At 72.8% G+C, this 13,874-nt stretch carries 14 protein-coding genes; 7 read left to right on the top strand and 7 right to left on the bottom strand.

All coding sequences use genetic code 11. The annotated features are described in order from the left end of the window. Positions 1-37 precede the first annotated feature (37 nt). On the top strand, positions 38-1,012 hold the full coding sequence (locus DWB77_RS31715) for a DMT family transporter (protein ID WP_246033696.1): 975 nt from the start codon (positions 38-40) through the stop codon (positions 1,010-1,012). Here DWB77_RS31715 and DWB77_RS31710 read toward each other — a convergent pair. After that, the gene (locus tag DWB77_RS31710; RefSeq protein ID WP_120725411.1) at positions 1,006-2,346 is read right to left on the bottom strand and encodes an aminotransferase class I/II-fold pyridoxal phosphate-dependent enzyme; all 1,341 of its coding nucleotides are present in this window, start codon (positions 2,344-2,346) and stop codon (positions 1,006-1,008) included. The genes DWB77_RS31715 and DWB77_RS31710 overlap by 7 nt on opposite strands. A gap of 23 nt (positions 2,347-2,369) precedes the next feature. Here DWB77_RS31710 and DWB77_RS31705 point away from each other — a divergent pair, with 23 nt between their 5' ends. Next, a complete protein-coding gene (locus DWB77_RS31705; protein ID WP_120725409.1) occupies positions 2,370-3,053 on the top strand; it encodes a pyridoxamine 5'-phosphate oxidase family protein in 684 nt (227 codons plus the stop codon). Between the two features lie 31 nt (positions 3,054-3,084). Here DWB77_RS31705 and DWB77_RS31700 read toward each other — a convergent pair whose 3' ends face one another. From DWB77_RS31700 to DWB77_RS31690, 3 genes are all read right to left on the bottom strand, one after another. Next, positions 3,085-4,038: a DMT family transporter gene (locus DWB77_RS31700; protein WP_120725407.1), complete on the bottom strand. Its 954-nt coding sequence runs from the start codon at positions 4,036-4,038 to the stop codon at positions 3,085-3,087. Positions 4,039-4,225: 187 nt separating this feature from the next. Continuing rightward, positions 4,226-5,209 (bottom strand): EamA family transporter, encoded by a 984-nt coding sequence (locus DWB77_RS31695; RefSeq protein ID WP_120725405.1) that lies wholly within the window; start codon positions 5,207-5,209, stop codon positions 4,226-4,228. Positions 5,210-5,547: 338 nt separating this feature from the next. Then, complete coding sequence (locus tag DWB77_RS31690) at positions 5,548-6,075, bottom strand: Clp protease N-terminal domain-containing protein (protein WP_120725403.1); 528 nt, start codon at positions 6,073-6,075, stop codon at positions 5,548-5,550. 262 nt (positions 6,076-6,337) lie between these two features. On the opposite strand from DWB77_RS31690, the gene DWB77_RS31685 reads away from it, so the two are divergent. Both DWB77_RS31685 and DWB77_RS31680 read left to right on the top strand, forming a co-directional pair. Beyond that, positions 6,338-6,529 carry a hypothetical protein gene (locus tag DWB77_RS31685; protein ID WP_120725401.1) on the top strand — a complete coding sequence of 64 codons (192 nt, stop codon included), beginning with the start codon at positions 6,338-6,340 and terminating at the stop codon, positions 6,527-6,529. A gap of 83 nt (positions 6,530-6,612) precedes the next feature. Next, positions 6,613-7,041 carry a type II toxin-antitoxin system Rv0910 family toxin gene (locus tag DWB77_RS31680; protein ID WP_120725399.1) on the top strand — a complete coding sequence of 143 codons (429 nt, stop codon included), beginning with the start codon at positions 6,613-6,615 and terminating at the stop codon, positions 7,039-7,041. 74 nt (positions 7,042-7,115) lie between these two features. On the opposite strand, the gene DWB77_RS31675 is transcribed toward DWB77_RS31680, so the two are convergent. Then, entirely contained in the window at positions 7,116-7,715 is a 600-nt protein-coding gene (locus DWB77_RS31675; protein ID WP_120725397.1) for a PadR family transcriptional regulator, read from the bottom strand. A 241-nt stretch (positions 7,716-7,956) separates the two neighbouring features. Here DWB77_RS31675 and DWB77_RS31670 point away from each other — a divergent pair, with 241 nt between their 5' ends. Next, positions 7,957-8,205 (top strand): SCO4226 family nickel-binding protein, encoded by a 249-nt coding sequence (locus DWB77_RS31670; protein WP_120725396.1) that lies wholly within the window; start codon positions 7,957-7,959, stop codon positions 8,203-8,205. Positions 8,206-8,384: 179 nt separating this feature from the next. Then, the gene (locus tag DWB77_RS31665) at positions 8,385-9,200 is read left to right on the top strand and encodes a PhzF family phenazine biosynthesis protein (RefSeq protein ID WP_120725395.1); all 816 of its coding nucleotides are present in this window, start codon (positions 8,385-8,387) and stop codon (positions 9,198-9,200) included. 7 nt (positions 9,201-9,207) lie between these two features. Here DWB77_RS31665 and DWB77_RS31660 read toward each other — a convergent pair whose 3' ends face one another. Beyond that, on the bottom strand, positions 9,208-9,990 hold the full coding sequence (locus tag DWB77_RS31660; RefSeq protein ID WP_120728469.1) for a CPBP family intramembrane glutamic endopeptidase: 783 nt from the start codon (positions 9,988-9,990) through the stop codon (positions 9,208-9,210). A gap of 199 nt (positions 9,991-10,189) precedes the next feature. Between DWB77_RS31660 and DWB77_RS31655 the strand changes: the two genes are divergently transcribed. Further along, on the top strand, positions 10,190-11,983 hold the full coding sequence (locus tag DWB77_RS31655) for a VWA domain-containing protein (RefSeq protein WP_120725394.1): 1,794 nt from the start codon (positions 10,190-10,192) through the stop codon (positions 11,981-11,983). Between the two features lie 185 nt (positions 11,984-12,168). Here the strand turns inward: DWB77_RS31655 and DWB77_RS31650 are convergent, their stop codons facing one another. Continuing rightward, positions 12,169-13,689 (bottom strand): glutamate--cysteine ligase, encoded by a 1,521-nt coding sequence (locus DWB77_RS31650; protein ID WP_120725393.1) that lies wholly within the window; start codon positions 13,687-13,689, stop codon positions 12,169-12,171. Positions 13,690-13,874: the final 185 nt, after the last annotated feature.

Here is a 13,874-nt window from a genome sequence, read left to right as displayed (position 1 = left end):
TTGTGCTACGTAGTACCGAGGCGCGATGGTGGTCGTCATGAGCACCGCCACCCCGCCCCGGCCCACGCCCTCCACGCCCTCCACCTCGCTCCCGCCGTCCCCGACGCCGACCGTCCGCCGCCGTCCGGCCCTGGACTGGCGCCTGCGGTTCGCGGGGCTCTCGCTGATCTGGGGCTTCAGCTTTCTGCTGATCAAGGTGGGCACCGATGGGTACGCCCCGTTCCAGGTCACCCTCGGGCGGCTAATGTTCGGCACCCTGGTGCTCGCGGTGGCGATGGCCGTCAAGCGGGAGCGGCTGCCGCGCGGGCGCCGTACCTGGCTGCACCTCACGGTGGCGGCGCTGCTGCTCAACGCCGCGCCGTTCTCCCTGTTCGCCTACTCGGAACTGACCATTCCGTCGACGCTGGCCGGCATCTGCAACGCGACCTCGCCGCTGTGGGGCATGGCCCTGTCGATGGTGGCGCTCTCCGAGGACCGGCCGACCCGCCGCCGGGTGGCGGGGCTCGGGCTCGGATTCCTCGGGGTGCTGACCGTGCTCGGCGCGTGGCAGGGCTTCCACGGCCTGGACGTCACGGGCACCGCGCTGGCCCTGCTCGCCTCGCTCTGCTACCCGATCGGCTGGATCTACGTCCGGCGCACCCTGGCGGGCGGCGGCCACTCCAATCTCTCCCTGATCGGCTCCCAGCTCGGTGTGGCGAGCCTTCAACTCGCCCTGGTAACCCCGCTGTTCGCCGGTTTTCCGCATGCCTTCCCGCTCGTGCCGTCGCTGGCCGTGGCCGCGCTGGGGGCGCTCGGCACGGGTCTCGCGGTGCTGGTCCAGTACGGGCTCGTGAACGAGGTGGGCCCGACGACCGCGCAGATGGTCACCTATTTCATTCCGGTGATCGCCACGGCCGCGGGCGTCGTGGTCCTCGGCGAGAGCCTGAGCTGGAACACGCCGGTGGGGGCGGCCGTCGTGCTGGCGGGCGCGGCGCTCACTCAGAGCCGTCCGCGCGCCAAGCGGGGTCAGTAGGCGAAGCGCGCGCCAGGGCCCGGGCCGACCGCGGCGGCGACGGCGTCCGCGAGCGGGCCGATCTCCCGCGGGGTCAGGCTCGACACGGTGATCCGCACCCCGGGCGCCGAGGCCATCCGGAAGCGGGCGCCGGGTGCGACCGCCCAGCCCGCGTGCAGCAGCCGGGACACCGCCCCCGTCTCGTCGGGAACCGGCACCCACACCACGAACCCGCTGCGCCCCTGGGCCTCGACCCCGCGCTCCCGCAGCGCCCGTACCAGCCCTTCGCGCCGCTCGCGGTAGGAGCGCGCGACCTTCGCCGGGTCGACGGCGCCGGAGGTCCACAGCTCGACCACGGCCCGCTGGAGCAGTCGGCTGACCCATCCCGGGCCGAGCCGCTGGCGCCCGCGCACCCGGTCGAGCGTGACGGCGTCCCCGGTGAGGACGGCGAGCCGCAGGTCCGGCCCGTACGCCTTGGCCACCGACCGTACGAACGCCCAGTGCCGGGTGGCCGGCGCGATGGTGTGCAGGGGCAGGTCCACCATGCCGTGGCCGTGGTCGTCCTCGATGAGCAGCACCCCGGGGTGCGCGGCGAGCACGGCGCGCAGGGCCCGGGCGCGGGCCGCGCTCACGGCCGCGCCGGTCGGGTTCTGCGCCCGGCAGGTGACGACGACGGCCCGGGCCCCCGCGGCGAGGGCCCGTTCGAGCCCTTCGGGCAGCGGGCCTTCCTCGTCGAGCTCCATGGGTTCGGGTTTCAGGCCGAGCGCCGGTACGAGGTCGAGCAGCGCGCCCCAGCCCGGGTCCTCGATGGCCACGGCGTCGCCCGGCCGCAGATGGGCGCTGAGCACCCGCTCGATGGCGTCGAGCGATCCGGAGAGCACCCCGACCGGTCCGTCCGGCACACCCCCCTTATCGAAGGCCGCGCGGGCGAGCCGGGCGAGCTCCGCGTCCACGGGCTCCTGCCCGTACAGATACCGGCCGGGCTGGGCCGCGTTGTCGTGGGCGGCGGCCGCTAGGGCCTTCGCGAGCGGGGGCAGGAACCGCGGGTCCGGATTGCCGTCGGCGATGTTCCGTACCCCCTCGGGCACGTCCGCGCGGATCAGGTCGCGGGCGGTGCTCGCGGGCCTCGGCCGCACGCGGCTGCCGCGGCGGCCCGCCGTCTCGATGACCCCTCGGTCGCGAAGCAGCCGATAGGCGGCCGCGACGGTGTTGGGGTTCACGCCGAGCTCGGTGGCCAACTCCCTGAGCGGGGGCAGCAGTTGACCCGGTTCGAGCCCGCCGGAACCCACCGCGCGCTCCACGCTCTCGGCAATCTCCGATGCGCGACGGCCTTCGATCCGATATTCTCCTAGCACAAAGAAGATTATGCACTAGTGCAATGGAGAACGCAATGGCGGACACCTCGACCGCGGCCCCCTACCCGGCGACCGACCGCACCGTACCGACCCGCTACCGCGAGCGGGCCTCGTACGACCGCGAGCTGGTGCACGGCATCCTCGACACGGCGTACCTCTGCCACCTGGGCTTCGTCCGGGACGGCGCGCCCGTGGTGCTGCCGACGCTCTTCGCCCGGGTCGGCGAGCGGCTGTACATACACGGCTCGACCGGGGCGCGTCCGCTGCGCGCGGCGGGCCAGGCGGACCCGGGGCTCGCGGTCTGTCTGACGGTCACCCATGTCGACGGGCTCGTGCTCGCCCGTTCCGCCTTCCACCACTCGATCAACTACCGCTCGGTGGTGGTGCACGGAACCGCGCACGAGGTGACCGACCCGCGCGAGAAGCGCGAGGCGCTCGACGCGCTGGTGGACCAGGTCGTGCCCGGCCGCTCACGGGATTCGCGCCCGGCGACCGCGAAGGAACTGGCCGCGACCGCGGTGATCAGCCTCGATCTGAACGAGGTCTCGGCCAAGCTCCGCTCCGGCGGCCCGAACGACGACGCCGAAGACCTCGGGCTGCCGCACTGGGCCGGCGTCCTGCCGCTCGCCCCGGGCTACGGCGAGCCCGTGCCCGCGGACGACCTCGACCCGGCGCTCGCCGTACCGGAGTACCTCACCGCACGCTGACCGGGCGCCGCCGGACCCGCCCGCCCGCTCGCTACAGCGCCACCGCCGCGCGGCGGGACCTGGCCGCCTGTCGCGTCTCGGCGGCCGCCAGCCCGATCACCGCGAGGAGCAGCAGCGAGGTGCCTGCGGCGGTGGCCGCGGTGATCCGCTCGCCGAGCACGGACACGGCGATGACGGCCGCGCTGACCGGTTCGAGCAGCATGATCACGGAGACGGTCGCGGCCCGGACGACCGCGGCCCCCGCGAAGTAGAGGGCATAGGCGAGGGCGGTGGGGACCGCCGCCACGTACACCAGCAGGACGGCCACCCGCGCCGGTTCCACGGTGTGCGGCAGCAGTCCCTCGGCGCCCGCGAACGGCAGCAGGAGCACGGCCGCGACGCCGAAGGCCCAGGCCGTGGTGGCCGACGGGTCCGCCGCCCGGCCGTCGCGCCCGAGCCACCGGGTGAGCAGGGTGATCGCGGCATATCCGGCGGCCGACACCAGCGCGAGGACGACCCCGGCGGGCCTGACCGTGCCCCCGCCGTTGCCGACGCACAGGACCGCGAGCCCGGCGAGCGCTCCGGTGACGGCGGCGGTGCCGGCCCAGCCGATCCGCTCCCCGAGCGCGAGGCGGGCGCCGAGCGCGATGAGCACCGGGCCGGCGCCCAGGGTGACCACGGTGGCGACCGCGAGTCCGGTGGCCTCGACGGCCGCGAAGTAGGCGCTCTGGAAGACCATCAGACCGATGCCGTTGCCGAGGATACGGAGCAGCCTTCGGCGGCGCGGTTCGGCGACGGGGGCCGGGGCGGGCCGACGGCGCAGCGCCATCGCGCCGAGCAGCAACACGAGTCCGCCGGCGCACCGCCAGAACGACAGGGCGAGCGGTCCGAGGTCGCTGGCCCCGAAGACCAGGGCCGCGGCGCCGCCCGCGGTGCCCCAGGCGACTCCGGCGACGGCGAGGTAGAGCAGACCGCGGCCCAGGGGCAGCGCGGTGGAGGGGCCCATGGCGAGGCCCGTCGAAGAGTTCGACACGTACGTACTCCGAAGAGGAAGGTGGTGGCTGGTCGCTGGCGTGGAGTACGCGGGCAGCGACGAGCCGCTCGGGGACTGCCCGAGCCGGTTCCTCGTCCGAGGCGGCCGCCCGCGTTACGCGGCGGGAGGCGGCAGTACGGTCGTATGCATGATCGCCACCCTAGGCGGCGGAGTGCCCGGCCGACAACTCCCCTTCGGCGGCCACGGGTCCACCGGAGGCGATCGGTCCCGAGGGGGCCTTCGGCGCCGCGGACTGGGCGATGAACGCGCCGGTCAGGACGACCGCGCCGCCGACGATCTGCGGAGCGGAGAGATGTTCACCGAGCAGGATCCAGGCGAACACGGTGGCGAGCACCGCCTCCAGGCAGGCGACCACGCCGGCCACCTGCGGCGAGAGCTTGCGCACCGAGACCACGCCGGTGACGTAGGCGATCACGGTCGCGATCAGCACGATCCAGCAGAGCAGCAGCGCGGCGGGAACCTGGGAGCCGTTCATGCCGGCGCTGCCGGCGAGCACCGACCACCTCATGCCCCAGGGGCGGGCCATGACGGTCAGGACGAGCGAGCCGATGAGCAGTCCGTAGGCGATGACACCGAGCGGGTCCACGCTGTCCTCGCCCTCGCCGCCCTGGTCGGACAGGACGAAGTAGCCGACCTGGCAGCAGGCGGCGCCGAGCGCGAGGAGCAGTCCGACCGCGTCGAAGCTCAGCCCGGACCAGACCTCGACCACACAGGCGAGCCCGCCGACGGCGAGCACCACACCGGCCGCGGCGGCGCGGCTCACGGTCCTGCGCTGAACGAACCGGACCCAGCCGAGGACGAGCGCGGGCGCCAGGTACTCCACGAGCAGGGCGACGCCGACGGGTATGCGCGAGATCGAGGCGAAGTAGCAGGCCTGCACGCCGGCGACGGCCAGCAGCCCGAACCCGGCGAGCAGCGCGGGCTTGCGCAGCACGAGACGGCGGTGGCGCCAGGCCACCGGCAGCATGACGAGCGCGGCGCCGGTCACCCGCAGCCACACCACGTGCAGCGGGTCGAGCCCCGCTTCGATCAGCGGCTTGGCCGCCACTCCTGAACCACCGAAAGCGAAGGCCGACGCCAGGGCGAGTCCCAGGCCGACGCTTCTTCCCCGAGACGCGTGCATCGGCCCATCATGACAGCACGGGTCAGGACCGTCATCCGCGTAACACCTGTCGGACACACCTGGTGCGCGCGGCCGGGCCGGGGGCTTCGGCACGGGCCCGTCGCACCGCGTCGCGGACGGCCGGACGCGTCTGGTGCGCACGGCAGGGCGGGGGGTTCGGCCTTGGCCCGTCGCACCGCGTCGCGGACGGCCGGAGGCGTCTGGTGCACACCGCAGGGCGGGGCTTCGGCACGGGCCCGTCGCACCGCGTCGCGGACGGCCGGAGGCGTCTGGTGCACACCGCAGGGCGGGGGCTTCGGCCCGGACCCGTCGCACCGCGTCACCGACGGCCGGGCGCGCTACCGGGACCGCAGGGCGTGCTGTTCCTCCGGCTCTCTCAGGCGTTCGGTCAGCGTGGCCGCCTCGACGCCCGCGTGCCGCAGCACCTGGACGGCCCGGCACGCGCGGTCGGCGGTGAGCCCGGCCAGGACGTCCCGTCCGGTGACCCGCTCGCCGCGGGCGTCGGCGAGACCCAGCGCGTACTCGACCGCCGCCAACGTGCTGGGCGACCAGCCGGACCGGCTCATGAGGGGCACGGGCCCCGAGTCCTCGACGGACCCCTGCCAGCGCAGCCCGTACCCGATGCTGCGCTGCACCAAATACCCGAGCACCCGCGCCACTTGGGGGCCGTCGTCGAAGACGGCGCGCACCTCGGGGTCGCTCTCCATCAGGGAGTGCAGCAGGTGCGCGGTGTCCAGCTGGCGGTCGCCGTCGCGCAGCGCGCGCCTGCGGGCGCCCGCGACCACCGAACTCAGCTCCGCGGTGAGCCGGGCGTCGAGGTCTGCGGGAGCGGTCGTTCGGGGAGCTCCGGGGGGAGGACTGTGCACCCCTCCACCTCATCAGCCGCCGACTCCGAGAACATCCCCGTGCGGGAGCATTCGCCCTCCCGCACAAGGTGGGCACGCATGACCGGCTTCTCCTCCTTACGGATGAGATCTCGGGAATCTCCCCCAGGGGGCAACCCCAGGGCGCGAGCCGCCATCGCCCGCGCCCCCGGCGCAACCGCTCCACCGCGCGGGCTCGTCCTTCCCCGATGACACACCTTCCCCGATGCCACAGCCGTCCCCACCGCCCGCCGAGGGAGCGCCGATGTGCTGGATGGTCGCCCTCCTGGCCGAGGACGGACAGGAGTACGTGTACCGGGTGTACGCGCCGCTCGACGCGCTGCCCGGCGATCTGTTCTGGGCCGCGTTCCACTGCCACGACGAGTCCGCGCGGCCGCGCGCCTGCGACCTCTTCGACTCGGCCCAGATCTGGGCCCTGGCGACCCAGCAGATCTGACGGTCCATCAGTATTGAATGTTCGCCCCGCTGCGGCTACGTTCCGCGCACGTCCCCGTCACCGTCCCACGAAGGAGTGGTCGCATGGCCGAGGTCAGCGCGGAGGCACGCATCGAGGCTCCGGCCGAGAAGGTCTGGGCGCAGCTCACCGACTTCTCCTCGTACGGCGAGTGGAACGCCACGCACACCAGCTTCCCCGCGGGCGGGCCCGACAAGCTGGAACTGGGCGCGACCTACGCGGAGAACATGAAGCTCATGGGCTTCCCCGCCGAAGTGGCCTGGACGGTGGACGAGTTCGAGGCCGGCCGGGTCTTCGGCGTCAAGGGCAAGGGCCCGATGGGCGTGAACGTCACCAACCGGTACACGGTCATTCCGGAGGGCGAGGCCAGCACGGTCCGCATCGACGGCGAGTTCACCGGCGCCGCGGTCTCGCTGATGGCGGGCAAGCTCAAGGACTCGGCGACGGCGGCGCTCAACGAGTCGTTGCGCAAGCTCGGGGGCCTGTGCGCCTGAGCGCGCCGAAGCCCCGCGGCCAGGGGCCGCGGGGCTCGACTTCCGACGGGGTTCAGCTTGCCTTTTGACGAGGCTCAGCCTTCGTCGGCGAGGATCAGATAGAGCTTCTTACGGGCGTCGTTGATGACGGCGATCGCCTTCTGGCGCTGTTCGGCGGAGCCGGTCTTCCAGACCTGGCCGAACGCCTCCATCAGACCGGAGCCGGCCTGTCGGATCTCGTGCATGGCCTCCCAGTCGACCCCGCGCCCGGCGTCCTCCCAAGGAGCGTCGGCTCCCGATTCGGCCTCCGCGCGCCCGGCGTCGGTGAGCGTGAACAGCTTCTTGCCGCCCTCGCTCTCGCTGGTGATCAGACCCTCGTCCTCCAGCAGCTGGAGGGTGGGGTAGACCGAGCCCGGGCTGGGCTTCCAGGCCCCGCCACTGCGCTCGGCGATCTCCTGGATCATCTCGTAGCCGTGCATCGGCCGGTCCTTCAGGAGGGCCAGGATCGACGCGCGGACATCGCCGCGCCGCGCCCTGCCCCGGGGACCGCCCCGGCCACCACGGCCGCCGGGTCCACCACCCCACGGGCCCCCGCCGAAGCCGGGACCGAAGGGCCCGAAGGCGGCACGCCGCCCCTCGAAGTCGCCCCGACCGCGATGGCCGGGTCCTTGCTGTCCATATCCATGGGAACGCATGATTCGTTTCCTTCCATCGTTGATCTGTCGCGATGCGTCAACGATATATCGGTGACTTACGCTTGGCAAGCCTCTCTCAGGAAGTCCGCCGCCGACGCGCCGACCCGCCCGCCCCCGGTCCCTGCTCGCTCGCCCGCGCAGCCCTTCGGGCGCACGATGGAGGGAGCGGAGCTGGAACTGGCAAACGGACTTGGCAGTTCTGAACGCCCCGGCACCGATCGCCGGAAGGGGGTGCGACGCCATGTCCCAGTTCATGGACGTCCACCACGGCATGGCGGGCATCACCGCCGACCAGCTGAAGCAGGCCCACCAAGCGGACCTCGCCATCGAGAAGGAGGAGGGCGTCCACTTCGAGAAGGCCTGGGCGGACCCAAAGTCGGGCACGGTCTACTGCCTCTCCGAGGCGCCGTCGGCCGAAGCCGTGCAGCGCATCCACGAGCGGGCCGGCCACCGGGCCGACGAGGTCCACCCCGTCCCCCTGACCGCCTGACCGCCTGAGTTCCCCGACGCCGACACGGCGCGGACGGCGCCCACCTCGCCGTCCCGCCGTGAACCGGGGTACCCCTGGGCGACCACGCCCAGCCGCATCGAAGGCGCCGCCCCCCAACCGGTCCAGCGGTCGCGCATTGGCCTTGGTCCCGGGGATCGCGCGTCCCGTACGGTGCCGCCATGCGCATCCGAATCGTCGACGCCTTCACCGACCGCCCCTTCGCCGGCAACCCGGCCGGCGTCCTGCTGCTCGACGCCTTCCCGTCCGACACCTGGCTCCAGGACGTCGCCCGCGAGGTCAACCACGCGGAGACCGCCTTCGCCCACCCCCTGCCACCGGGCGGTGAGGCGGACTGGGCGCTGCGCTGGTTCACGCCCGGCACCGAGGTCGACATGTGCGGCCACGCCACCCTGGCCACCGCGCACGTGCTGCACTCCACGGGGGCCGCGACCGGGACCGTGCGGTTCGCCGCGCGCTGCGGCATCCTGACGTCGACCACCGCCGAGGACGGCACGATCACCCTGGACTTCCCCACCTCCGCCCTCCGGGAGGAGCCGGTCCCGGCGGGGCTCGCCGAGGCGCTCGGCGCCCCGGTCCTCTCGGCCCACGGCACCTCCGCCCACATCGGTGACCTCCTGGTGGAGCTGTCCGACGAGGCGGCCGTGCGTTCCCTCGCGCCCGACATCAAGGCGCTGGGCCGGCACTCCGAGCGCGGCATCATCGCGACGGCCCCGGCCGCCGACCCGGCCCGCGGCTACGACTTCGTCTCGCGCTGCTTCTTCCCCAACGTCGGCGTCGACGAGGACCCGGTGACGGGCAGCGCCCACACCGCCCTCGCCCCGTTCTGGTCGGCGCGCCTGGGCCGTACCGAACTGACCGGCCTCCAGGCCTCGGCCCGCTCCGGGATCGTCCGCACCGAGCTGCGCGGCGAGCGCACCCTGCTCACCGGCCGGGCCGTGACCGTGATCGACGGCGAGCTGCTGACCGCCCCCTGAAGCCGCCTCACATCGTCGGGAGCCAGCTCACCTTCCCGGCGAGCAGCGCGTACCCGACGAACGCCCCGATGTCGAGCAGTGCGTGCGCCACGACGAGCGGCCCGACCCGCTGCCAGCGCCGGTAGAGCAGGACGAAGACCACGCCCATCACCATGTTGCCGACGAAGCCGCCCACGCCCTGGTAGAGGTGGTACGAGCCGCGCAGTACGGAACCGGCCACCAGCGCGGCCATGGGCGTCCACCCCAACTGGCCGAGTCTGCGCAGCAGATACCCGACGACGATGACTTCTTCGAGCACCGCGTTCTGCAACGCCGAAAGGACGAGTACCGGATACTTCCACCACACACCGGGCAGCGACTCGGGAACCACCGTCAAGTTGCCGCCCACTGCCCGCGCCACCAGATAGAAGGCGAGCCCCGCGCTGCCGATCCCGGCGGCGATCAGCACCCCGCGGCCCAGGTCCGACCAGGGCCGCGTCCGGTCTAGGCCGAGCGTCCTCAGGCCCGCTCCGCGCTCGCGGAACAACAGGTGTGCCACGAGCGCGACCGGCACCAGCGCCGTCGCGATGCCGAAGAGCTGCCAGGCGAGATCGAGCCACGGCCGTCCGGGGGCGTGGGAGGCGTTGAGGTTCGCCGCCTGATGCTTGAGCCCGCCCTCCTTGGTGAGCGAGCCCACGAAGCTGATCAGCGCCGACACTCCGCTCGCGCCGAGTGAGAGCGCCAGCACGAGCACCGTCTCGGACCGCAGGATCCGCGGTGAAGTACCCCCTTGGGGAAGAGAATCAGCCACGCGCTCGGCCTCCACCTGCACACCTGCCTCCAGTTGACGAATCCCGTTCCCTCCCCACGGCCGCCCCGCTAGGGTCTCGAAGGACATCACGAAGATCGCGCGCGACAGGCCGGGGGACGGGCGCCCTTACGAGGGTGCGGGTCTCCTTTTTCCTTGTTCGGATTTCCTTGTTCGGGTTTCAAGGAGGGGCACCACCGCCATGGGACGTCACAGCTTGCCCGACGACGCCGAGACCGGCAGCACCGGGGCGGTCCGGGACTCCGCCCGGCGGCGGACGGTCGCCCTCGCCACCGCGCTCGTCCTGGCCGTGGCCGGGGGCGCCGCCGTCGCCGTGCAGCGCGGGGCGCTCTCCTTCGGCCGCTCCTGCGCGTCCTCCGCGGTACGGCTGGACCTGGTCGCCTCCCCGGACGTGGCTCCGGTGATCGAGGCCGTCGCCGACCGGGCCCGCGAGGAGCGGATCACCTCGGACGGCTCGTGCATGGACGTACGGGTCACCGCCCGCGACTCCTCCGAGGTGGCCGCGTCCTTCACCTCCCGCTCCAGACCCGACTTCGCGGTGTGGATACCGGACGCCTCGCTGTGGGTGGACCGCGCCAAGGACGCGAGCGGTTCGGCCACCGTGGTCACCGCGGGCCATGTCGCCGACTCCCCCGTCGCGCTCGGCGCGCTGCCCACCGCGGCCGCGTCGCTCGGCTGGCCCCACAAGACGTACACCTGGGCCGAGTTGGCGCTGGCCGCCACCCAGGACGACAAGCTGCGCCTGGGCTCGGCGGACCCCGCGCACAGCGCCGCGGGCCTGCTCGCGCTGAGCTGCATCGGCAAGTCCGCGGCGGCCCGGGGCGGCGAGGGCGCCACCCTGGGCGCGGCGCTCGCCAAAGTGCTCTCGCAGCGCGTCGCCGACAGCGACGGCCATGTGGTCGATACGCTCGCCCCCGCCAACTCGCCCACCAATAGCGGGACTTCACGCACCAGCGCGACCGTGATCCTCTCCGAGCAGGCGGCCTTCTCCTACAACGCCGCACATGGCGGCGGGAGTTCCGCGAGCGCGCTGCGTCTCTTCTATCCCAAGGACGGCGCGCCACACCTGGACTATCCGTACGCCATGGTCCGTGAAGCCGGCATGAGTACCGACGAGAGCCGGGCGGCGATGCGCTTTTTGACGCTGCTCGGCGACCCCGGGTCCCAACGCGCCCTCGCCGGGCGGGGGTTTCGCGCACCGGGACGGGCCGTCGCCGACCCGATCGTCTCGGCAGCCGGCGGCAGCGCACCGCAGCCGTACGCGAGCGCCACCGCCGACCCTCCCTCGAACCAGGAGCTCCAGGACGCCCTCGGCATGTGGACGATCACCGTGCAGAGCGCGCGGCTCACCACGGTGGTGGACGCCTCGGGGTCGATGGCGGCCGCGGTTCCGGGCTCGGGCGGCCGCTCCCGGATGGACGTCACCAAGGCCTCGCTGCTCCAGGCGCTTGCGCAGTTCACCGCCGAGGACGAGATCGGCCTGTGGGACTTCGCCACCCGGCTCGACGGCTCCCGCGACTACCGTCGCCTGGTGCCGACCGCCCGGCTGGGTGACCCGGCGGCCGGCGGCGGCACCCAGCGGTCCAGGCTGACGTCGGCGTTCGCCGCGCTCCAGCCGGTGCCGCACGGCGCGACCGGCCTCTTCGACACGACGCTGGCCGCGTACCAGGAGGCGACCTCGACGTACGCGAGCGGCAAGTTCAACGCGGTGGTGCTGCTCACCGACGGCGCCAACGAGGACCCGGGCAGCATCTCGCGCGCCGACCTCGTCGCCCGGTTGCACCAGCTCGCGGACCCCGCGAAGCCGGTGGCGCTGATCGCCATCGCGGTCGGCCCGCAGGCCGACCAGGACGAGGTGCGGGAGATCGCGCGGGCGGGCGGCGGCGCCGGCTACCAGGTCAACGACCCGGCCGACATCCAGGCCGTGATCCTCAGGGCGATCGTGACCCTGGTCCAGGCCCAGCACCGCGCCTAGGGCCTGTCCGGCGGATCTTGTCTGGGACGCGGGGGGCCGGCACGCCCATCTGCGGCATTGCCGTCGGTTGCCGACGCTCCGCGTCGCCGCCCTCCTCCGCCGTGCAGCTGGACGCACCAGCCCCCCACTCACCAGCACCACAAGGCCAAGGCACCCCGACGGCGACCAGATCCGCCGGACAGACCCTAGCGCCGGCGCGCCTCCGGGCCCGGGAAGCCCGTCGGCCAGGTGTGCACGGGCTCGCCCTCCAGCATCAGCTCCCGGTAGCGCCGGGTGGTGGCGGCGAGCGCCGCCTCCCTGCCGAGTCCGGCGGCCAGCGCCCGATGGTAGGTGTCGACCTGCCAGGACGCCCCGTTGACGCGACGTCGGCAGCGCTCCTCGATGATCCCGAGGTAGTAATCGCGGTCTGCCGCCTCGATGCCCCACGCGTCGAGCCCGGCCGCCGCCAGCGGCAGCAACTCCTCGCTGACGAGCTTGATGGCGGGCACCCGGGCGACGCCGCCACCACGCCGCGGCACCGGCCACAGGAGCTCGGCGTCGATCCCGTAGCGGCAGGCGGCGTCGAAGTTGGAGGCCGCGGACTCGAAGGGCAGCCGCGTCCACACCGGCCGCGACTCCTCGGCGAGGGCCCGCACCAGGCCGTAATAGAAGGCCGTGTTGGCGAGGACGTCGGCGACGGTGGGCCCGGCCGGCAGCACCCTGTTCTCCACCCTCAGATGCGGCACCCCGTCGGCGATCCCGTACACCGGCCGGTTCCACCGGTAGATCGTCCCGTTGTGCAGCACCAGCTCCTTCAGGCCCGGCACCCCGCCGTCCGCGATGACGCGCAGCGGCTCCTCCTCGTCGCAGATGGGCAGCAGCGGCGGGAAGAACCGCAGGTTCTCCTCGAAGAGTTCATAGGCGGACGACACCCAGCGCTCCCCGAACCAGGTGCGCGGGCGCACCCCTTGGGCGCGCAGTTCCGCCGGCCGGGTGTCGGTGGCCTGCTCGAACAGCGGCGGCCGGGACTCGCGCCACAGCTCACGGCCGAACAGGAAGGGCGCGTTGGCGCCCATCGCGACCTGCACGGCGGCGACCGCCTGGGCCGCGTTCCACACCGCGGCGAACCGCGCCGGCGTCACCTGCAAATGCAACTGCACGGAGGTACAGGCGGCCTCGGGGGCGATGGACGCGGAGGTGCAGGAGAGCCGTTCCACGCCGTGGATGTCGAGGGTGAAATCCTCCCCGCGGGCGGCCACGATTTGATCGTTGAGCAACTGGTAGCGGTCGACGTCGGAAAGGTTCCCGGGTACGAGGTCGTCCTGCGTCAGCGTCGGCAGAATACCGATCATGACGATGCCCGCGTCGACCTCTCCGGCCTTGCGATCCGCGTACCCGAGGGCGGTGCGCAGCTCCTCGGCGAGCTGATCGAATACCCGGCCTCCGAGCCGGTGCGGGGCGATGTTCACTTCCAGATTGAACATTCCGAGTTCGGTCTGGAAATCCCGGCTCGCGATGCGTTCGAGCACCTCGCCATTCATCATGCGCGGCATACCGTCGGGACCCGCGAGATTCAGCTCGAGCTCCAGCCCCATCATGTTCTTGGGACGGTCGAACCGCTTCTGGGCCAGCAGCTTCTCCAGCCCCTCCAGGCACTGGTGCAGCTTGTCCCGGTAGCGGTGCCGATCGGACAGGTCGAATCCGCCTGCCACGACCTTCTCCCCCATCGATGGGTCCCTCCTCGAATGGGCACCCGGTGGCACCGGGCACTCCGTGTCATGGTCGATAATGCCCAGACTGACTGATCCATAACGCCTGCGCGGGAGGTGCTGATGGAGTAGCGTCGACGACTACGGCCTCCGGCACATTCAGCAGGCATACGGCAACGTGCAGTTACCGTCTTCTCGGGAAT

The organism is Streptomyces hundungensis, assembly GCF_003627815.1.
GTDB lineage: Bacteria > Actinomycetota > Actinomycetes > Streptomycetales > Streptomycetaceae > Streptomyces > Streptomyces hundungensis_A.
This window is presented reverse-complemented; position numbering and strand designations above follow the sequence as displayed.